Below are 19556 nucleotides of genomic sequence, written 5' to 3'. Positions count from 1 at the left end.
GGTCGAAGTCTGTGACGTTGCACTGACATAACTACGCGAATCGAACCGCACTGCGAAATTCCGCCTCGGAAGTCGCAGCGAGGTTAGGTTCGGCGCCCAAAACGGGGCAGATTGCAGTCCCGCCGTACTGAGGCGATAAGTTGGCCAGGTGACTGAAGCAGCCACCGAGCTCGCCGCGAACAGCGGCAAACCCGCATTCGTATCCCGTTCAGTGCTGGTGACGGGCGGAAACCGGGGGATCGGTCTGGCGATCGCACAGCGGCTGGCCGCCGACGGCCACAAGGTGGCCGTCACGCACCGCGGATCCGGGGCGCCCGAGGGGCTGTTCGGCGTCGAGTGCGACGTCACCGACAACGACGCCGTCGATCGTGCCTTCAAAGAGGTCGAGGAGCATCAGGGTGCGGTCGAGGTGTTGGTGTCCAACGCCGGCGTCTCCGCGGACGCGTTCCTCATTCGGATGACCGAGGAGAGATTCGAGAAGGTCATCAACGCCAACCTCACCGGAGCGTTCCGGGTCGCCCAGCGCGCAGCACGCAGCATGCAGCGCAAGCGGTTCGGCCGGATGATCTTCGTGGGATCGGTCTCCGGCAGCTGGGGCATCGGCAACCAGGCCAACTACGCGGCCTCCAAGGCCGGTCTGATCGGCATGGCGCGCTCGATCTCCCGGGAGCTGTCCAAGGCCGGGGTCACCGCGAACGTGGTGGCGCCGGGCTACATCGACACCGAGATGACCCGCTCGCTGGATGAGCGGATTCAGGCGGGGGCGCTGGAGTTCATCCCGGCGAAGCGGGTCGGTACCGCCGAGGAGGTCGCCGGCGTGGTCAGCTTCCTGGCGTCCGAGGATGCGAGCTACATCGCTGGTGCGGTCATCCCGGTCGACGGCGGTATGGGTATGGGCCACTGAGGATCTTTGAAGACGACGAGGAATTAAGGACGGATATGGGACTGCTCGAAGGCAAACGGATCCTGGTTACCGGGATCATCACCGACTCCTCGATCGCGTTTCACATCGCCAAGGTGGCGCAGGAAGCGGGAGCGCAGTTGGTGCTGACCGGATTCGACCGGTTGCGGCTGATTCAGCGCATCGCCGACCGGTTGCCGGAGAAGGCCCCACTGATCGAACTTGATGTGCAGAACGAGGAGCACCTGGGCTCCCTGGCGGAGCGGGTCAGCGCTGAGATCGGCGAGGGCAACAAGCTCGACGGGGTGGTCCACTCCATCGGTTTCATGCCGCAGACGGGAATGGGCATCAACCCGTTCTTCGAAGCGCCCTACGAAGATGTGGCCAAGGGCATCCACATCTCCGCGTACTCGTACGCCTCGCTGGCCAAAGCGGTACTGCCGATCATGAATCCCGGCGGTTCCATCGTCGGGATGGATTTCGACCCGACCCGGGCGATGCCGGCCTACAACTGGATGACGGTCGCCAAGAGCGCGCTGGAGTCGGTCAACCGCTTCGTGGCGCGCGAGGCCGGCAAGGTCGGAGTGCGCTCGAATCTCGTTGCCGCCGGGCCGGTCCGGACGCTCGCGATGAGCGCCATCGTCGGTGGCGCGCTCGGCGAGGAGGCCGGCGCCCAGATGCAGCTGCTGGAGGAGGGCTGGGACCAACGCGCCCCGATCGGCTGGAATATGAAGGACCCCACCCCGGTCGCCAAAACGGTGTGCGCGCTGCTTTCGGAATGGCTGCCGGCGACCACTGGGAGCATCATCTACGCCGACGGCGGCGCTAGCACCCAATTGCTCTAGCGAACAATGGATTTCGACGCCGTCCTGCTGCTGTCCTTCGGTGGACCAGAGGGCCCTGAGCAGGTGCGGCCGTTCCTGGAGAACGTCACGCGCGGCCGCAATGTGCCGCCGGAACGGCTAGACGACGTCGCCGAGCACTACCAGCATTTCGGCGGCGTCTCGCCGATCAACGGCATCAACCGCGCGCTGATCGCGCAGCTGGAAGCCGAGTTGCGCGACCGCGGCCTGGACTTGCCGGTGTATTTCGGCAACCGCAACTGGGGGCCGTACGTCGAAGAAACCGTCAAGACGATGCACGACAACGGTATTCGTCGCGCTGCGGTGTTCACCACATCGGCCTGGAGCGGGTATTCCAGCTGCACACAATATGTCGAAGACATCGCCCGCGCCCGGCAGGCCGCAGGTCCCGATGCGCCCGAGCTGGTCAAGCTGCGAACCTACTTCGACCATCCGCTGTTGGTGGAGATGTTCGCCGAGGGCATCGCCGCGGCCGCCGCCACCGTTGCGCCCGATGCCCGGCTGGTATTCACCGCGCATTCGATTCCGGTGGCGGCCGATCAGCGGTGCGGCCCGCGGCTGTACAGCCGCCAAGTCGCTTATGCCACAAGGCTGGTCGCGGCGGCCGCTGGCTACTCCGATTACGACCTGGCCTGGCAGTCCCGCTCGGGTCCGCCGCAGGTGCCCTGGCTGGAGCCCGATGTCGCCGACCAGCTCACGACGCTGGCCACCGCGGGCGCCAAGGCTGTCATTGTCTGCCCCATCGGGTTTGTCGCCGACCACATCGAAGTGGTGTGGGATCTCGACGAAGAATTGCGATCCCAAGCGCAGGCGGCGGGAGTGGCGTTCGCCCGGGCCACTACGCCGAACGCCGACCGGCGATTCGCAAGGCTGGCCGCGGATTTGATCGACGAACTCCGCTACGGTCGCACTCCTGCTCGCACCAGTGGCCCCGATCCGGTCGCGGGCTGCCTGGCCAGCATCGACGGCGCGGCGTGCTGTCCGCCGCATTGCGTTGCGCGAGAAGGCGGTTAGTCGGCCCAGGCCGAGTGCATGATCGCGTTTACCGCGGCCATCCGTGCCGAACGCACCACGGCGGTAAGCGGTCGGAGGGCGTCGCTGGCGATCCGCGCTTCCGACGACGATTGGGTTCCGAGCGGCTCCAGCCCGGACACGACGTGTGCCGTGAAGCGATCCGGTGCGGGGGCGCCACCGGTGTACGGCGAAGAATCGGACGCCCGACTGAGCCCGGCGCTGACCGCGATGATCGCGTCGACGTGCGCGGCGTTCTCCAGCACCCGCAATGCGCGCGACGGCGCGTGGTCGGGAAGCCGGTGTTGCCGTGCGGATTCCAGCAACTGCTCGACAAGTCCTCGCGGGTCGTCGATGTCGCTTGCCGATCCCAGCCCGATGGCGCCAAGCGCATCGGCGGCCGAGCGCACCGCCGACCGCAGCGCGTATTCTGCGTCGCCCAGCTCGTGGTGTTCGAACACGGGCGCACCGGGCAGTGAATACACCGTCCACGCCAGCGCAACCAATTCCGGTGAGCCCGACTCTTCGTCCTCGGCCTCCTCGAGATCGCCGTAGGAGAACTCGGGGACCAGGCCAACAGCGGCGGCGGGCTCGTCGGGGTTGGTGATGATCACCGCCTCGCCGGTGGCCAGGGCGTCGCGCTCGAACTGTGTCCCGGGAGCCAGGCCGCGCACGTCGCCGGGAACCGGCAGCACCACGTTGATCGTCCCCAGCAACGGGCACGGGACACCGGTGGAAGCCGGTGTCGCCAGCCGGCCGACTGCGGCGCGCAGTGTCTGTAACAACGAAACCGTCCCGACATCGTGGACGTCGGGCCACGGCAGTCCGGTGTGGCCGGCAGCGACAGCATCATACGCGGTGACCGATTGCTTTGGTGCCCAAAGGGATAACGCGTCCAACACGTCGTCGGGCGCAGCCTTGCCCGCGAGCCAGGCGTTGGCCCACACGGACAGCGAGACACTCGGACACCACATGATCACGCAGTGTAGTTGTTCGGTCCGGCAAAGGCCGATCACGCGTATTCTGACGGCATGTACATCGCGCTGAGCTGGCTAATCTTCGCGCTGGCTCTTGCCGGTGCCGAGGCGCTGACGGGCGATATGTTCCTGTTGATGCTAGGCGGGGGCGCCCTGGCCGCGTCGGTCACCGCGTGGCTGACGGACTGGCCGATCTTGCTCGACGGCGTGGTGTTCCTGATCGTCTCGGTGCTGTTGGTGGTGCTGGTGCGGCCCGCGCTGCGACAGCGGTTGACGCCGGCCCGGGTGTTGCCGACGGGAATCGAGGCGCTGGAGGGCAAGAGCGCTGTGGTGCTCGATCGGGTCGCCCGTGACGCGGGCCAGGTGAAGCTTGACGGCCAGGTGTGGACGGCCCGCCCGTTCAACGACGGTGACGTCTACGAACCCGGTGAGTCGGTCACTGTCGTCCACATTGAAGGCGCCACGGCGGTGGTCTTCAAACATTAGCCCGCTGCGAAGACGCTGCGACAGAAAGGAACTCCCGTGCAAGGTGCGGTTGCTGGTTTGGTGTTGCTGGCCGTTCTGGTGGTCTTTGCGATCATCGTGGTGGCCAAATCGGTCGCGTTGATTCCCCAAGCCGAGGCCGCCGTGATCGAGCGGCTGGGTCGGTACAGCCGCACGGTCAGCGGGCAGCTGACGCTGCTCATCCCGTTCATCGACCGAGTGCGTGCCCGCATCGACCTGCGCGAGCGGGTGGTGTCGTTCCCGCCGCAGCCGGTGATCACCGAGGACAACCTGACCCTCAACATCGACACCGTGGTCTACTTCCAAGTCACCGTTCCGCAGGCGGCCGTCTACGAGATCAGCAACTACATCGTCGGCGTCGAGCAGCTCACCACGACCACGCTGCGCAACGTCGTCGGCGGCATGACGCTGGAGCAGACGCTGACCTCCCGCGACAAGATCAACGCCCAGTTACGCGGCGTGCTCGACGAGGCGACCGGCCGGTGGGGTCTGCGGGTGGCGCGGGTGGAGTTGCGCAGCATCGACCCGCCGCCGTCGATTCAGGCGTCGATGGAAAAGCAGATGAAGGCAGACCGGGAGAAGCGGGCGATGATCCTGACCGCCGAAGGTAGCCGGCAGGCCGCGGTGACACAGGCCGAAGGTGCCAAGACGGCTCAGATCCTGGCCGCCGAGGGTGCCAAGCAGGCGGTGATCCTGGCCGCCGAGGCTGACCGGCAGTCGCGGATGCTGCGCGCTCAGGGTGAACGCGCCGCGGCATACCTGCGGGCGCAGGGAGAGGCCAAGGCGATTGAGAAGACGTTCGCCGCGATCAAGGCCGGCCGGCCCACCCCGGAGATGCTGGCCTACCAGTACCTGCAGACGCTGCCGGAGATGGCGCGTGGCGACGCCAACAAGGTGTGGGTGGTGCCCAGCGACTTCAGTGCGGCGTTGCAGGGCTTCACCAAGCTGCTGGGCACTCCGGGCGAAGATGGCGTGTTCCGATTCGAGCCGTCACCGGTCGACGACGCGCCCAAGCATGCGGACGGGGACGACCCCGAAGTCGCCGACTGGTTTTCCACCGAGACCGATCCCAAGATCGCCCAGGCGGTCGCCAGGGCCGAGGCGATAGCGCGCCAGCCGGTGGACGGGCAGCCCGAGGCGCCACCGGAATTGACTCAATAGGATCGTCGGATGAGTGTTTTGACTTCACCGAAGACTTACGTGGGACTTGCCGCATTCCATGCGATCGACGCGGTGGCATGCGCGGTACAGGTGGCCCCCGTCAAAAAGACCCTGGACGATGTAGGACTGCCGGACAGCATCCGCCCGGTGATGCCGGTGGTGAAGGCGGCCGCCGCGGTCGGCTTGTTGTCGATCACCTGGTTCCCCGCCCTGGCGAGACTGACGACGGCGATGCTGACGCTGTACTTCGCCTTGGCGGTGGGCGCCCACATCCGGGTGCGCGACAAGGTCGTCAATGGTCTTCCGGCCGCGTTGTTTTTGGCTCTTTTCGCCGCCATGACGGTCAAGGGACCGGACCGGAACTAACCTCACGCCGGCGGCGGCGCCGGCTCCAGCGGCGGCACCGCATGCGGGCCGGGCGGCAAGGGCGGCGTGGGCAAGCCGCCGGGCGTTGACGTCGGCGCGACGCTGGCCGGAGGAGACAGCGGCGCGGGGTAGCCGGGCGGTGGTGTCGACGAGAACGGCGGCGGATAAGGCGGCGGGGGCAGCTGGACGCGGACGGTGAAGACCAAACCGGTGACCGCGAAGGCGGCGATCGCGCCGAGGATCAAGCCAACCAGCCCGGCACCCACCAACGCCGCGGTGGAAAAGCGCCGTCCGGGTGCGGGAACCGCGTTGGTGTGGGTGCTCTCGGAGGTCATGTGGTTCTCCACGTTGTTTGTCGTATCGAGGACGGCGGTGCGGCAGGTCGTCAGCGTGGTCCGGCAGTTTGCGCGGTCACGGCGGTGAGATGCCATTTGTCCAGCCAGGGCTGCACGAGCTCGGCAACAGAGAATTTAGCCGGAGCGAGGCAGCCCGCGTTGGGAACGGCGGGATTACTGCCGCGGATGTCAATGCCGACCGCGGTGGCGGTGCCGTCGGTTTGGATGAGATAGACCGGGCCGCCGGAATCCCCGCACTGGCCGCCCGCCGAGAATGCGACCTTGCTCTCGGTGACGTTCAGGACCTGTCCGCATTCGGCCTCGCCGCTGCTCATGCCGAACTTGCACAGCTCCTGGCCAATCGACAGGTCGGTGGTGACGCCGGTGATCGGCAGCGTGGTGGCGACGGCCGGACTCTGCGGGACATTGTCGCCGTCGAGCACGATCAGGCCGATGTCGTGTTGCTCGTCGTGAACCCCCTCGCTGACCGTCCGGACGAAGGTGCCCAGCTTGGCGTACGGCAGGATCCCGCCGAGGTTCATCACCACCTTGCTTGGCTTGCCGGGCCGATTGCAGTGACCGGCGGTAAGCACGCCGGCCTGACCCGTGCTGGTGTGCACCAAAAACCCTGCCGTGCAACCCATTCCGCCGGACCCATCGGCGTATTCGACGTAGATGCCCGCTCCGGGGCCCGCGGCACTTGAGGCGGGCAAGGCGACGGGCGTCGTGTCGGGCAGCGGTGAGGGCTCTTGCAGGTGCACAACGTTCTTGGGTGCCAGCCAGATGGCCGCCATACACACCACAGCGGCGAATGCTGCGCCCATCGTCAGCCACGAGATATGCGTTCGCACCCGTGGTGCCGGCGGGTAGGGGACGGTCGAGGCGGCGACCACGCCCGCGTTCGGCACGTGATGCAACTTGAGCCGATCCAGCAGGAAGGACAACACCGCGACGGCCACCGACGCGAGGGCCCCGAGTAGCAGCATCAGCAGGCCGGCCCGCGACGGCTGCAAGCCCCAACTCGCAAGCTGCTGCGCGTAGACCCGCTCCATTGAGTAGATCTTTCAGGCAATGGGCGGCGCACTCAACAGTGCAGCTCAGTTAGCTGACGATGACGGGTTCGGAGACAGGCTCGTCGGGGGGCGACGCGTGCTGGCGCCGACGGTAATGCCGGATTTCGAGGAACAGCCCCGTCAGGCCCAGCACGCTGGTGACCAACGACACCAGGAAGAGCAGCGGGCTGGGGTGACCGGCGAGCGCGTCGCCCAGAAAAACGACCGCGGCGGTGCCGGGCAGCAGACCGGCCACCGTGGCCAGCGTGTAGGGGAGGATGCCCACGGCGGACGCACCGGCCGCATAGTTGACCGCCGAAAACGGCAGGACGGGAATCAATCGCAGCGATAAGACGGACACCCAGCCCCGCTCGCGCAGGCGCTCGTCGGCCCGGTGAATCGCTCGGTAGCGGACCAGCCGGTCGAGCCGCCACCCCGCCGCGCGGATCAACAGCAGCGCCAGCACCGCGCTGGCAGAGCTGGCGACCACCGCGATCAGCACGCCCAGGGCCGGGCCGAACAGCAGCCCGGCGGCCAGGGTGAACGCCGTGCGGGGGACCGGCACCACCGTGACGACGATGTGCGCGACCAGAAACGCCAGCGGGAACCAGGGACCGACCGATTGGGCCCAGTCGCGCAGCTGCACCGCGCTGGGCAGCGGAACCCAGAGCGCTACCGCAACCAAGACTGTGATCCCGACCACTGTCGCCACAGCGCGCGGCCGGGACAGCTGGCGTGCGGTCGAGGCCAGCGCGCGCGAAAGACTGCGCAGCGTGCTGGTGGTTTTAGTGGTGGCGGGCTCCGTCACGTGGCTCAACGTTACGGGCCATACATGAATAACTTGTAGCCCATGCCTGGCGTTTCGCCGTAGACCTGGCACGATCGGTTCACCTCGCGGGTTTTTGGCGGCGGGGGCGATCAATTAGCCTGATTAGCAAGTGGCGTGACCTCAGCAACCCCAACCATCATTGCCAATAGCTGCGAAAACAGGAGCAGTCGGTGTCCATTGATGTACCCGAGCTCGCCGACCTAGAACAGGTTCGCGAGCGCTGGCGCACCGCGGTTGCCGGTGTGCTCGCCAAGAGCACCCGCAAAGAACCCGCCGAGTTGGGGGACCACCCCGAGCATCTGCTGGACACCGCGACATACGACGGGTTCGCCGTCCGCCCGCTCTACACCGCGTTCGACGAGCTGCCCGAGCCGTCGCTGCCCGGCCAGTGGCCCTACGTGCGGGGCGGCGACCCTTTCCGCGACGTCAAATCCGGCTGGAAGGTCGCCGAGGTGTTCCCGAGCGCCGGGGCCACCGCGACCGAGGCCAACGCGGCGGTGCTGGGCTCGCTCGGCGATGGGGTCAGCGCGCTGATGATCCGTATCGGCGAGGCGGGAGCGGCACCGGAGGAGCTCGAGGCGCTACTCGCAGGTGTGTACCTGAGCATGGCGCCGATCCTCCTCGACGCCGGCGCCGACTACCCGGCGGCGTGCGACGCGATGCTGGCCCTGGTGGCCGACGTCGATGCCGACCAGCGCGCCACCTTGTCGGTAGACCTGGGTGCCGACCCATTGACCGCGTCGTTCAGCGACCGTCCCGTGCCGGCGATCGATGACGTCGTCGCGGTGGCGTCGCGCGTGGCCGGCGACCACGGCGTGCGGGCGATCACCGTCGACGGACCCGCCTTCCACAACCTTGGCGCCAACGCGACATGGGAGCTCGCCGGCAGCATCGCGGCCGCGGTGGCCTATCTTCGGGTGCTCACCGAGGCGGGGATGCCGGTCGGCCACGCACTGGGCCAGATCAGTTTCCGGCTGGCTGCCGATGACGACCAGTTCCTGACGATCGCCAAGATGCGCGCCGTGCGTCAACTGTGGGCGCGGGTCGCCGAGGTCGTCGGGGAACCCGACGCCGGCGGGGCGATCGTGCACGCGGAGACGTCGCTGCCGATGATGACTCAGCGCGATCCGTGGGTGAATATGCTGCGCTGCACACTTGCCGCCTTCGGCGCCGGTGTCGGCGGCGTGGACACCGTGCTGGTCTTCCCGTTCGACGTCGCAATCAAGGGCGGCTTTCCCGGCACGGCACGAAGCTTCGCGCGACGCATCGCGCGCAACACTCAGCTGCTGCTGTTGGAAGAGTCGCACGTCGGCCGGGTGCTGGACCCCGCCGGCGGATCGTGGTTCGTCGAAGACCTCACCAAACAGCTCGCCGAGGGCGCCTGGGAACATTTCCAGGCCGTCGAGGACCGCGGCGGATTCGTCGACGCTCACGACTACATCGCCGACCAAATCGCCGATATCGCGGCTCGGCGTGCCGACGACATCGCACACCGCCGGACGGCGATCACCGGGGTCAACGAGTTTCCGAACTTGGCCGAACCCGCACTGCCGCACAGTGATTCGTTGGGCCAGCCAGATGTCGGGAACTTGCAGCGCTACGCCGCGGGATTCGAGGCGCTGCGCGATCGTTCCGATGCCTTCCTGGCCCGCACTGGTTCGCGCCCGACGGCACTGTTGCTTCCGCTGGGCCCGCTGGCCGAGCACAACATCCGCACCACCTTCGCGGCGAACCTGCTGGCTTCGGGCGGCATCGAGGCGGTCAACCCGGGAACGGTCGACGCCGATTCTGTCGCCGCGGCGCTGTCGGACGCGGAATCGCCCACCGTGGCGGTGATCTGCGGCACCGACAAGCGCTACGGCACCGAGGCGGTCGGCGTCGTCGACGCGGCGCGTAACGCGGGAGTATCGCGGGTCTACTTGGCCGGACCGGAAAAGGCAGTGGCCGAAGCGGATCCAGAGCACCGGCCGGACGAATTCCTGACAGCCAAAATCAATGCGATCGAGGCCCTTTCGAATCTGCTCACTCAGTTGGGGGCATAACGCCATGACGACGTCTACTCCGGTGATCGGCAGCTTTGCCGACATCCCGCTGCACGGCGATCGGGTGGGGCAGCCGCCCACCGACGCCGCCGTGGACAAGCACGTCGCCGCGGCCGCGGCGGCGCACTGGTACACACCCGATCAGCTGGTCTGGCACACGCCGGAAGACATTGACGTAAAGCCGGTTTACATCGCCGCCGACCGCGCCGCCGTCGAGGCCGACGGTTACCCGTTGAACAGCTTTCCCGGTGAGCCGCCGTTTGTGCGCGGCCCGTACCCGACGATGTATGTCAACCAGCCGTGGACGATCCGCCAATACGCCGGCTTTTCCACTGCCGCCGAGTCCAATGCGTTTTACCGGCGCAACCTGGCCGCCGGCCAGAAGGGCCTGTCGGTGGCCTTCGACCTGGCCACCCACCGTGGGTACGACTCCGACCATCCGCGCGTTGCGGGTGACGTCGGAATGGCCGGTGTGGCAATCGATTCCATTCTGGACATGCGGCAGCTGTTCGACGGCATCGACCTGTCGACGGTGTCGGTGTCGATGACGATGAACGGTGCGGTGCTGCCGATCCTGGCGTTGTACGTGGTGGCCGCCGAGGAGCAGGGGGTACCGCCGGAGAAGCTGGCCGGCACCATCCAGAACGACATCCTCAAAGAGTTCATGGTGCGCAACACCTACATCTATCCGCCTAAGCCGTCGATGCGCATCATCTCCGACATCTTCGGCTACACCAGCGCCAAGATGCCGAAGTTCAACTCCATCTCGATCTCCGGTTACCACATCCAAGAAGCCGGTGCCACAGCGGATTTGGAGCTGGCTTACACGTTGGCCGACGGGTTCGACTACATCAAGGCGGGCCTGGACGCCGACCTGGACATCGACAAGTTCGCGCCCCGGTTGTCCTTCTTCTGGGGCATCGGGATGAACTTCTTCATGGAAGTCGCCAAACTGCGGGCCGGTCGCCTGCTGTGGAGCGAACTGGTCAGCCAGTTCGACCCGAAGAGCGCGAAATCGCTTTCCCTGCGCACACATTCGCAGACCTCGGGCTGGTCGCTGACCGCACAGGACGCGTTCAACAATGTCGCCCGCACCTGTATTGAGGCGATGGCCGCGACTCAGGGCCACACTCAGTCGCTGCACACCAACGCGCTGGACGAGGCGCTGGCGTTGCCCACCGACTTCTCCGCCCGCATCGCGCGTAACACCCAGCTGGTGCTGCAGCAGGAGTCGGGCACCACGCGGCCGATCGACCCGTGGGGCGGTTCCTATTACGTGGAGTGGCTTACCCATCAGCTCGCGCAGCGGGCGCGGGCCCACATCGCCGAGGTCGCCGAGCACGGCGGTATGGCCCAGGCCATCGACGACGGCATTCCCAAGCTGCGCATCGAAGAGGCCGCCGCGCGCACCCAGGCCCGCATCGACGCCGGGATCCAGCCAGTGATCGGGATCAACAAGTACCAGGTCGAAGAGGACCAGGAGGTCGAGGTCCTCAAGGTTGAAAACACCCGGGTGCGCGCCGAGCAGCTGGCCAAACTGAAAGAGCTGCGGGCGAGCCGGGACGCAGAGGCAGTCGAGGCCGCCCTGGCCGAGTTGTCCCGGGCAGCTGCCGCGCACGGCCGCGCCGGAGAGGACGGGCTGGGCAATAATCTGCTGGCGCTGGCCATCAACGCCGCCCGGCACAAGGCCACGGTCGGGGAGATCTCGGATGCATTGGAGAAGGTGTACGGCCGCCATCAGGCGGAGATCCGTACGATCGCCGGCGTCTATCGTGACGAAGCCGGAAAGGCTCCGAACATGGCAACCGCCACCGAACTAGTCGAGAAGTTCGCCGAGGCCGACGGCCGCCGGCCCAGGATTCTGGTGGCCAAGATGGGCCAGGACGGCCACGACCGCGGTCAGAAGGTGATCGCGACGGCATTCGCCGACATCGGGTTCGACGTGGACGTCGGATCGCTGTTCTCCACCCCCGAGGAGGTGGCCCGCCAGGCCGCCGACAACGACGTGCACGTGGTCGGCGTGTCCTCGCTGGCCGCCGGACACCTGACCCTCGTGCCGGCGCTGCGCGACGCGCTGGCCGAGGTGGGCCGGTCCGACATCATGGTCGTGGTCGGTGGTGTCATTCCGCCCGGCGACTTCGACGAGCTCTACGCGGCGGGAGCCGCCGCCATCTTCCCGCCCGGGACGGTGATCGCCGACGCCGCGATCGGCTTGCTGAACAAGCTCGCCGAGCGGTTGGGTTACGCGCTGGACTAGTGGCCAGCCAACTTTTTCCCGCGAGCCTAACGCCACGGCGAAATTCCGCTCATTTCTTCGCCGTGGCGTTAGGCTCGCGGCGCTTAACGCGCGGGCGGGCGAGATGACCTCCCAAAACTTGGCCGAGGCCATCCGCAGCGGCGATCGCGCGGCGCTGCCACGGGCCATCACGATGCTGGAGTCCACCCGCGCCGACCATCGCGAGCGGGCCCAGCAGTTGCTGCTGGATTTGCTGCCGGACTCCGGAAACGCCCATCGGGTGGGCATCACCGGGGTTCCCGGGGTGGGAAAGTCCACCACGATCGAGTCACTGGGCATGCAGCTGATCGATCGCGGCCACCGCGTGGCCGTCCTGGCGGTGGACCCCTCCTCGACGCGGACCGGCGGCTCGATTTTGGGCGACAAAACCCGGATGTCGCGATTGGCAGCGCACCCGGACGCCTACATCCGGCCGTCGCCGACGTCGGGGACGTTGGGCGGTGTAGCAAAGGCCACCCGGGAGACGGTCGTCCTCCTAGAGGCGGCCGGTTTTGACGTGATCCTCATCGAAACCGTCGGCGTCGGCCAGTCCGAGGTGGCCGTTTCCAACATGGTCGACACCTTCGTTCTGCTGACCTTGGCCCGCGCCGGCGACCAGCTGCAGGGCATCAAGAAGGGCGTGCTGGAGCTGGCCGACATCGTGGTGGTCAACAAGGCCGACGGCCAGCACCTGCCCGAGGCGCGCAAAGCCGCACGCGAGCTCTCGTCGGCGATCAGGTTGATCTACCCACGCGAAACCCTATGGCGACCACCGGTTCTCACGATGAGCGCGGCGGAGGGGACGGGTCTGACCGAGATGTGGGACACCGTCGAGCGCCACCGCGAGGTGCTCACCGAGGCCGGGGAATTCGAGGCCCGGCGCCGAGCACAGCAGGTCGACTGGACCTGGCAGATGGTCCGCGACACGGTCCTGGACCGGGTGCTGTCCAACCCCGCGGTACGCAAGATGCGGGCTGACCTGGAGCGGCAAGTCAAGGCCGGCGAGTTGACGCCCGCGATGGCGGCCCAGCAAATACTAGACGCATCGTCTCGCTAACGGAAAGGTAAATTAATTACTGTTTGCTTTTTCTGACAGGCCGAACGGAAGTAAATTTAAAATTGTGACGGTAGACAACGGGGTCGATCACCGCGCGAATCCCTCCCACGATGCCCCTGACGCAGGTCATCGTGTGTTTGGCGCGGCGGACCCAAACTTTTCTTGCGTCGTCCGTGGCTTTTCGAGCCTTTTCCCCGGTCGCCGCTTCGGCGGTGGAGCGCTGGCGGTCTACCTCGATGGCCAACCTGTGGTCGACGTGTGGACGGGCTGGTCGGACCGGGCGGGCCAGCTGCCGTGGACGGCCGACCGGGCGCCGATGGTTTTCTCCGCCACGAAGGGCATGGCCTCGACGGTCATCCACCGGCTCGCCGATCGGGGGCTGATCGACTACGAAGCCCCGGTTGCCGAGTACTGGCCGGAGTTCGCGGCCAACGGCAAAGCGACCCTCACCGTGCGCGAGGTGATGAGGCACCGGGCCGGCTTGTCGGGCTTGCGTGGCGCCACCCAGGAAGATTTGCTGGATCACCTCGTCATGGAAGAGCGGCTGGCCGCGGCGCCTCCCGGACGCTTGCTGGGCAAACCGGCCTACCACGCGCTGACCTACGGCTGGCTGATGTCCGGCCTGGCCCGGGCCGTGACCGGCAAAGGCATGCGACAGCTGATTCGCGAGGAGCTGGCCGAGCCGTTGGGCACCGACGGCCTGCACCTGGGCCGGCCACCCGCGGGAAGCCCGACGCGGGTCGCCGAGATCATCATGCCGCAGAGCATCATCGGTAACCCGATCATCGGCTCGCTGGCAACCAAGGTCGCCACCGAGCTGTCCGGTGGATTTCGCTCGATGTACTTCCGCGGCGTCATGGCCGCCGTGCAAGGCGATATCCCACTGCTGGACGCCGAAATGCCGGCAGCGAACGGGGTGGCGACGGCTCGCGGCTTGGCGCGGATGTATGGCGCGATCGCGAACGGCGGTGAGATCGACGGCACCCGATTCTTGTCGCGGGAGATCGTAGCCGGGCTGACCGGTCGGCGCAGCCTGAAAAGGGACCGAAACATCATGGTGCCGTTGTCATTCCACCTCGGGTACCACAGCGTGCCGTTCGGCAACGTGATGCCGGGCTTTGGCCACGTCGGGATGGGCGGTTCGTTCGGCTGGGCCGACCCCGCGTCCGGGCTGGCGTTCGCCTTCGTGCACAACCGGCTGTTGTCGCCGTTCCTGGTGCTGGATCATTCCGGGGTGGCCACACTGGGCAATCTGCTCCGGGTGGGTGTCGGGAAGGCCCGCAAACGCGGTGTCCGTCCGGTGACCGAATTTGGGGCACCGTTCAGCGAACCCGGTGCCGCCGTCGGCTGACCGACGTTCGCACAGCGGGCATCCAGGTTCGGACGGTACTATCGGCGCACCTCGATGGTTAATGCGTGCTTGCCGCCCGACAACCCATGAGGCAGGGGCCGAGTGGAAGGCTTTCCGGTGAGCGCACAGAGAACCCGCAACCGGCGGGCCGATGTTTATTTTTTTTCGGCCCCGTCAATTACATCCGCGATGACCACATGTCGATGTAGCGCCTCGACGCGCAGCACATGGACCCCCGAGCCGCCTTCGTGAGCGCCACGGTAGGGAAATCCGGGACCGCAGGGCGCACGGTCGCCCTCTTCGTCTTGGGGCCGCAACGGTCGGGAACGTCGGCGATCACCCGCGTCCTTTCGCTGTGTGGTGGTGCGCTGCCGTCCGGAATGTTGGGCGCCGATGCGGGCAATCCGCGGGGCTACTGGGAGCCGCGCAAGGCCATCGCCATCAACGAAGCAATCCTGTATCGGCATGGGACCACATGGTTCGACCCGTCGCTGCACTTACAGGAGGACGGCGCGTTCGATGCCGAAGAGAAGGCCACGCACGTCGCAAAGATTGCGGCTTACCTCACCACGCTGCCGCACGCCCCGCTGGTGGTGATCAAGGAACCCAGGATCACGACGTTGTCTAACCTGTGGTTCGAGGCCGCGCGACAGGCCGGATTCGACGTTGCGGCCCTGATTCCGGTACGCCACCCATTGGAGGTCATCTCGTCCGTCGCGGCGACCTGGCACGTCTCGCGGGAGCTCTCGGGTGCCTTGTGGTTGAAATACAACTTGTTGGCAGAGCGATACACGCGCGGCTTGCCGCGCGTGTTCGTCGATTACGCCGACTTCCTCGACGACTGGCCCCGGGAAATAAAGCGGATTTCCACGGCACTGGAGATCGATCTGAATACGCAGGAAGCGGCCGCAATCGAGGAATTCCTGACACCCGATCTTCGGCGCCAGCGGCAGTGCGGCCCGATAGAAGGCATCGTCGGTGCAGAGTGGATTTCGGCGGTTTACCAATCGCTGTGTGCGGCCGCGCAGGACGAGCCCCTGGACGGGGCTGCCCTAGATCGCCTTTTCGAGTCGTATCGGGCCAGCGAACATGAGTTGCGGGCGGCGTCCCACGACTTCCATAGCCGCTCCAGGAGATTGCTCTTCAGGTTGTTACGGCCTTCGATCGCGATGCCGATGATGGAGCTCATCGCGATCGCACACCGGCGTCGGGGGACCTGGGCATAGCGGTTTGCCGGGCGGTCCTCGATATGATCGACCGGGCCCATTCTCGGCAACGCATGTGTTCTTCCTATTACCCCTGCAGACGAACGGGAGACGGCGGCTCTTGTCAACATCCGTGCTAATCACCGGTGGAGCTGGATTCATCGGGTCTGCGCTGTCGCGCCGCCTGGTCAAAGCCGGTTATGACGTTGCTGTGATGGATGTCCTGCACCCACAGGTGCACGCCGCCGGTCAAGCGATCGACGTGCCGCCATCCGTGCGGCTATTCACGGGCGACGTCACCCACGCGCCTGACTGGGATGCCGTGCTTCGGTTGTTTCAACCTTCCCAGGTCGTCCACTTGGCGGCCGAGACGGGAACCGCGCAGTCGCTCTCCGAGGCGACGCGCCATGGCTCCGTCAACGTGGTGGGCAGCACCCAGCTTCTTGACGCCTTGAGCCGCTCGGGACTTGTGCCCGACCAGCTCGTCCTGGCGTCATCAAGGGCCATTTACGGCGAGGGCGCATGGCAATGCGGCCCGGAAATCTTCTATCCGCGGCCTCGCAGTCACGCACAGCTGGCGGCCGGCATCTGGGATCCGCAAGGCCCGACGGGTGAACGTGCGGTCCCACTTCCGAGCCGCGCAGGCCGGACGGAGCCTCGGCCCACCAACGTGTACGCGGCGACCAAGCTCGCCCAGGAGCACATACTGGCTGCCTGGACCGCCGCACACGACACGAATCTCAGTGTGCTGCGTCTGCAGAACGTCTATGGGCCGGGGCAGTCGCTGACCAATTCCTACACCGGAATAGTTGCTCTCTTCGCACGGTTGGCGCGCGAGCAACGCTCGCTGGAGGTCTACGAAGACGGTCGGATCGTGCGCGATTTCGTGTACATCGACGACGTGATCGACGCACTATTCGCTGCAGTGGAGCAACCCGCAGCTCAGCTACGCTGCGTCGACATCGGGTCGGGTAAACCGACAACGATCCACGAGCTGGCGCAAAGGATCAGTGCCGTCTGCGGCGCCCCCGAACCGGTCGTCGTATCGAAATTTCGCGATGGTGATGTACGTGCCGCGAGCTGCGACATCGAGCCCGCGAAAGAAGCGCTGCATTGGTACCCCAAGTGGTCGCTCGACGACGGCTTGCACGAACTGCTGCAATGGATCGGCCAGCAGCCCGAATCGCCTTCCACGGCAACTGATCACCTACCGAATCGGACCGCCCGGTAGCGGATCATGGCGGGCGAAATTAACGGCGCTCGTACTTCGAACAAAACGCTGGCTACGCCTCCGATGAGGGCGTGCGCAAAGGGCAAGCGCGCCGCCTCACCTGGACCTGGTGCAGTCGGGTCCGCCCTGGGGCTGAGAATGACTAACGAGCAATCGTGTGATTCATTCAATAACTCGGGACGATTCGCCTTAGTCTAGCCAGAACAGGGAGGTGAACCGGTGGGCGTTGCGGTCGACAGGCGGTCAGTGGATCGGACGGTAGTTCATGGTCTGTGGAAAGCGCTCCTCGTTGGCATTGCGCTCGCCGTGGCCACGGCATGTTACTTCGTGCCGGCTCTCCTGGTAGCGATCGGCGTGCTCGTGCTGTCGCTGGTATGTGCGCGCCTTGTTTATCGGGGGCGTGATCGCTTCATCCCAAATTTATATGCTCGGGACACCAGAATTTATGACGACGCATATCGCGAATTTATTCACCAGACGATGTCTGATCTGCGTCGGCGGCGGATTCGAGGCCACACATTGTTGTCGGAGGCGTCGAACCTGGGGGGCCCATCCCTGGGCGGTTCCGACGAACTGATCCTCGATCTCGGCGTCTGGATCGGGTGGTCGACGAGGCTCATATCCGATGCCAGCGACCGCTGGGTTTACGGTTTCGATAGCTTCTCGGGTCTGGTTGAGGACTGGAAACTCGAGGACCAGGTCGTCAAGCGCGGAACCTTTTCTTTGACAGACCCGTTCGCGAAACGTTTTATGCAAGACACTGGGGTCACCTTCCAAGACGGCTTGCCTGACGCACTCGGCCGGAAAGTCCAGTTCATCCGGGGAAGCACATACGACACCCTGGCACCGTTTCTCGCCGAGCGGCCAGCAGCCCCAATCAGGCTCTTTCACATGGATTTGGATACCTATGAGAGTTGCCTGCATGCGTTAGAGACGTGCAAGGACCACTTCGTCGAAGGATCCATCCTGGTCTTCGATGAATACCTCGTCACCAATGGCGAAATGCGGGCGTTCTTTGAGTTTCAGAATCGCTACGAGCTGGAATGGCAATACCGGTCCTGGGGCCTCGAGATGATGGAGATGAATCTCGAGATGGTTTCCGCGGGATGGAAACGCATGTGCTACCGCATGATCGCGATTCCGGTGTATTGGTTGATCGGGGAGGGTAGCTTCGCCCTGAAGTGCCTTCGAAAGCCGTTCTGGCGATTTTGGTTAGGCGCTCCGATAAGCGACATGCTTTTCCTGCTTGGTGCTGTCGGGTCACGGAAGTCGGTGAGTCTCCAGATTACCGGTCTGGGTAAGCTGGATCGGATCCGCTAGCGTGACGTAGCTTGACGGTGATTGGCGGTAGGCTGCACGCGAGGAAATCCAAGCCGTCTGCACGGCCTCGTCCGGTTCATTGAGGTGGCGGTCTTTGCTGCCGGGTCCCGGGTAGGAGCTGGTGTGGAGGCACCCGGGCGACGGGGGCTTGGGGAAAACCGTGAAATGCGTTGGCGGCGTCGGCGGCCGTCTAGGCTGAACAACCGGCTGACAAGTGGGAGTAGAGGCATGGGACGTAGGGGGAAGCTTTGACCGCGACTGAAACCGATTCGCGATCGGCGTATCTTGACCTGCTTCGTCGTGACCTCACGCGATACGGTCAGGATCAGCTGGTGCCGGTGGGGTGGTATCGCCTGGGGCGGCCCATCTTCAATACCCGCAATTTCATGCTGGTCCGTAAATACCCGTTTGACCAGCATGCGCGGGACTTGGGTCTGGATTGGCCGACGGATGCCTTGACGATGATCGGAATGCAGCGGCTGACCAGCCTGCAGCATTGCGTTGAGACGGTCCTGGCCGACGGCGTTCCCGGCGATCTGGTCGAGTGTGGCGTGTGGCGTGGCGGTGCCTCTATATTGATGCGCGCGATCCTGTCGGCCTACGGCGATGAGACGCGCCGGGTCTGGTTGGCTGATTCGTTTGCCGGCGTACCTCCGCCGGACACCGCGAATTACAAAGCCGATAAAGGGATTAAGCTGCACCGCCATGCGAGAATATTGGGGGTTCCGGAGGCGGAAGTCCGGGCGAATTTCGCACGTTACGGGTTGCTCGACGAGCAAGTCCGTTTTATCCCCGGCTGGTTCAAGGACACGTTAGCCGATGCTCCGGTTGAGCAGATTGCGGTCTTGAGGCTTGACGGCGATCTGTATGAATCGACGATTCAGGCTCTCGACGCGCTCTACCCACGGTTGTCGTCGGGCGGCTATTGCATCATTGACGACTACTACGCGCTGAAAGCGTGTGAGCAAGCGGTGACCGACTACCGCGAGAAGCACGGCATATCTGTCGAGATCGAAGAAATTGACGGCACAGGCGTGCTGTGGCGCAAGCCATGACCACCACACAACCGTAAGTTT

At 65.5% G+C, this 19556-nt stretch carries 17 protein-coding genes and 1 pseudogene; 14 read left to right on the top strand and 4 right to left on the bottom strand.

What is annotated here, in order from left to right; translation table 11 throughout:
- Positions 1 to 148: 148 nt before the first annotated feature.
- The 3 genes from fabG1 to ACTXG5_RS21575 are packed head-to-tail and all read left to right on the top strand — an operon-like array spanning position 149 to position 2778.
- Positions 149 to 904 (top strand): 3-oxoacyl-ACP reductase FabG1, encoded by a 756-nt coding sequence (gene fabG1 / locus ACTXG5_RS21585; RefSeq protein WP_445160732.1) that lies wholly within the window; start codon positions 149 to 151, stop codon positions 902 to 904.
- Positions 905 to 939: 35 nt separating this feature from the next.
- Positions 940 to 1746, top strand: a complete 807-nt coding sequence (inhA, locus tag ACTXG5_RS21580) for an NADH-dependent enoyl-ACP reductase InhA (RefSeq protein ID WP_445160731.1) — start codon at positions 940 to 942, stop codon at positions 1744 to 1746.
- 6 nt (positions 1747 to 1752) lie between these two features.
- Positions 1753 to 2778 carry a ferrochelatase gene (locus tag ACTXG5_RS21575; protein WP_445160730.1) on the top strand — a complete coding sequence of 342 codons (1026 nt, stop codon included), beginning with the start codon at positions 1753 to 1755 and terminating at the stop codon, positions 2776 to 2778.
- On the opposite strand, the gene ACTXG5_RS21570 is transcribed toward ACTXG5_RS21575, so the two are convergent.
- Positions 2775 to 3749, bottom strand: a complete 975-nt coding sequence (locus tag ACTXG5_RS21570) for a hypothetical protein (protein ID WP_445160729.1) — start codon at positions 3747 to 3749, stop codon at positions 2775 to 2777. The genes ACTXG5_RS21575 and ACTXG5_RS21570 overlap by 4 nt on opposite strands.
- Before the next feature lie 57 nt (positions 3750 to 3806).
- Between ACTXG5_RS21570 and ACTXG5_RS21565 the strand changes: the two genes are divergently transcribed.
- The 3 genes from ACTXG5_RS21565 to ACTXG5_RS21555 are packed head-to-tail and all read left to right on the top strand — an operon-like array spanning position 3807 to position 5783.
- Entirely contained in the window at positions 3807 to 4238 is a 432-nt protein-coding gene (locus tag ACTXG5_RS21565) for an NfeD family protein (protein ID WP_445160728.1), read from the top strand.
- A gap of 36 nt (positions 4239 to 4274) precedes the next feature.
- Positions 4275 to 5417 (top strand): SPFH domain-containing protein, encoded by a 1143-nt coding sequence (locus ACTXG5_RS21560; RefSeq protein ID WP_445160727.1) that lies wholly within the window; start codon positions 4275 to 4277, stop codon positions 5415 to 5417.
- Between the two features lie 9 nt (positions 5418 to 5426).
- The gene (locus ACTXG5_RS21555) at positions 5427 to 5783 is read left to right on the top strand and encodes a DoxX family protein (protein WP_445160726.1); all 357 of its coding nucleotides are present in this window, start codon (positions 5427 to 5429) and stop codon (positions 5781 to 5783) included.
- A 2-nt stretch (positions 5784 to 5785) separates the two neighbouring features.
- Here ACTXG5_RS21555 and ACTXG5_RS21550 read toward each other — a convergent pair whose 3' ends face one another.
- Genes ACTXG5_RS21550 through ACTXG5_RS21540 form a run of 3 tightly spaced genes read right to left on the bottom strand, consistent with a single transcriptional unit; the run spans position 5786 to position 7978 of the window.
- On the bottom strand, positions 5786 to 6118 hold the full coding sequence (locus ACTXG5_RS21550; RefSeq protein ID WP_445160725.1) for a hypothetical protein: 333 nt from the start codon (positions 6116 to 6118) through the stop codon (positions 5786 to 5788).
- Positions 6119 to 6168: 50 nt separating this feature from the next.
- Positions 6169 to 7170, bottom strand: coding sequence for a S1 family peptidase (locus ACTXG5_RS21545; RefSeq protein WP_445160724.1), 1002 nt, complete (start codon positions 7168 to 7170; stop codon positions 6169 to 6171).
- A 49-nt stretch (positions 7171 to 7219) separates the two neighbouring features.
- The gene (locus tag ACTXG5_RS21540) at positions 7220 to 7978 is read right to left on the bottom strand and encodes a TVP38/TMEM64 family protein (protein ID WP_445160723.1); all 759 of its coding nucleotides are present in this window, start codon (positions 7976 to 7978) and stop codon (positions 7220 to 7222) included.
- 191 nt (positions 7979 to 8169) lie between these two features.
- Here ACTXG5_RS21540 and mutA point away from each other — a divergent pair, with 191 nt between their 5' ends.
- The 8 genes and pseudogenes from mutA to ACTXG5_RS21500 all read left to right on the top strand — a co-directional run bounded on the left by mutA (position 8170) and on the right by ACTXG5_RS21500 (position 19535).
- Entirely contained in the window at positions 8170 to 10041 is a 1872-nt protein-coding gene (gene mutA, locus ACTXG5_RS21535) for a methylmalonyl-CoA mutase small subunit (protein WP_445160722.1), read from the top strand.
- A gap of 4 nt (positions 10042 to 10045) precedes the next feature.
- A complete protein-coding gene (scpA, locus tag ACTXG5_RS21530; RefSeq protein ID WP_445160721.1) occupies positions 10046 to 12298 on the top strand; it encodes a methylmalonyl-CoA mutase in 2253 nt (750 codons plus the stop codon).
- Between the two features lie 103 nt (positions 12299 to 12401).
- A pseudogene (gene meaB, locus ACTXG5_RS21525) lies at positions 12402 to 13384 on the top strand (methylmalonyl Co-A mutase-associated GTPase MeaB).
- Between the two features lie 53 nt (positions 13385 to 13437).
- Positions 13438 to 14724 (top strand): serine hydrolase domain-containing protein, encoded by a 1287-nt coding sequence (locus tag ACTXG5_RS21520; protein ID WP_445160720.1) that lies wholly within the window; start codon positions 13438 to 13440, stop codon positions 14722 to 14724.
- A gap of 227 nt (positions 14725 to 14951) precedes the next feature.
- Positions 14952 to 15950 (top strand): sulfotransferase family protein, encoded by a 999-nt coding sequence (locus tag ACTXG5_RS21515; RefSeq protein ID WP_445160719.1) that lies wholly within the window; start codon positions 14952 to 14954, stop codon positions 15948 to 15950.
- 112 nt (positions 15951 to 16062) lie between these two features.
- Positions 16063 to 17160, top strand: coding sequence for an NAD-dependent epimerase/dehydratase family protein (locus tag ACTXG5_RS21510; protein ID WP_445160718.1), 1098 nt, complete (start codon positions 16063 to 16065; stop codon positions 17158 to 17160).
- Positions 17161 to 17379: 219 nt separating this feature from the next.
- On the top strand, positions 17380 to 18480 hold the full coding sequence (locus ACTXG5_RS21505) for a class I SAM-dependent methyltransferase (RefSeq protein WP_445160717.1): 1101 nt from the start codon (positions 17380 to 17382) through the stop codon (positions 18478 to 18480).
- Positions 18481 to 18728: 248 nt separating this feature from the next.
- Positions 18729 to 19535 (top strand): TylF/MycF/NovP-related O-methyltransferase, encoded by an 807-nt coding sequence (locus ACTXG5_RS21500; protein ID WP_445160716.1) that lies wholly within the window; start codon positions 18729 to 18731, stop codon positions 19533 to 19535.
- Positions 19536 to 19556 lie beyond the last annotated feature (21 nt).

The organism is Mycobacterium sp. Dal123C01 (assembly GCF_052566995.1).
The sequence above is the reverse complement of the archived record's forward strand: the minus strand, read 5'-3'. Positions and strand labels throughout refer to the sequence as shown.

What these genes read in the sequence shown, in the direction of transcription:
- inhA (WP_445160731.1), top strand. Translation starts at nt 940, where the DNA reads ATGGGACTGCTCGAAGGCAAACGGATCCTGGTTACCGGGATCATCACC.
- ACTXG5_RS21575 (WP_445160730.1), top strand. Translation starts at nt 1,753, where the DNA reads ATGGATTTCGACGCCGTCCTGCTGCTGTCCTTCGGTGGACCAGAGGGC.
- ACTXG5_RS21570 (WP_445160729.1), bottom strand. Translation starts at nt 3,749, where the DNA reads ATGTGGTGTCCGAGTGTCTCGCTGTCCGTGTGGGCCAACGCCTGGCTC.
- ACTXG5_RS21565 (WP_445160728.1), top strand. Translation starts at nt 3,807, where the DNA reads ATGTACATCGCGCTGAGCTGGCTAATCTTCGCGCTGGCTCTTGCCGGT.
- ACTXG5_RS21555 (WP_445160726.1), top strand. Translation starts at nt 5,427, where the DNA reads ATGAGTGTTTTGACTTCACCGAAGACTTACGTGGGACTTGCCGCATTC.
- ACTXG5_RS21550 (WP_445160725.1), bottom strand. Translation starts at nt 6,118, where the DNA reads ATGACCTCCGAGAGCACCCACACCAACGCGGTTCCCGCACCCGGACGG.
- ACTXG5_RS21545 (WP_445160724.1), bottom strand. Translation starts at nt 7,170, where the DNA reads ATGGAGCGGGTCTACGCGCAGCAGCTTGCGAGTTGGGGCTTGCAGCCG.
- scpA (WP_445160721.1), top strand. Translation starts at nt 10,046, where the DNA reads ATGACGACGTCTACTCCGGTGATCGGCAGCTTTGCCGACATCCCGCTG.
- ACTXG5_RS21515 (WP_445160719.1), top strand. Translation starts at nt 14,952, where the DNA reads ATGGACCCCCGAGCCGCCTTCGTGAGCGCCACGGTAGGGAAATCCGGG.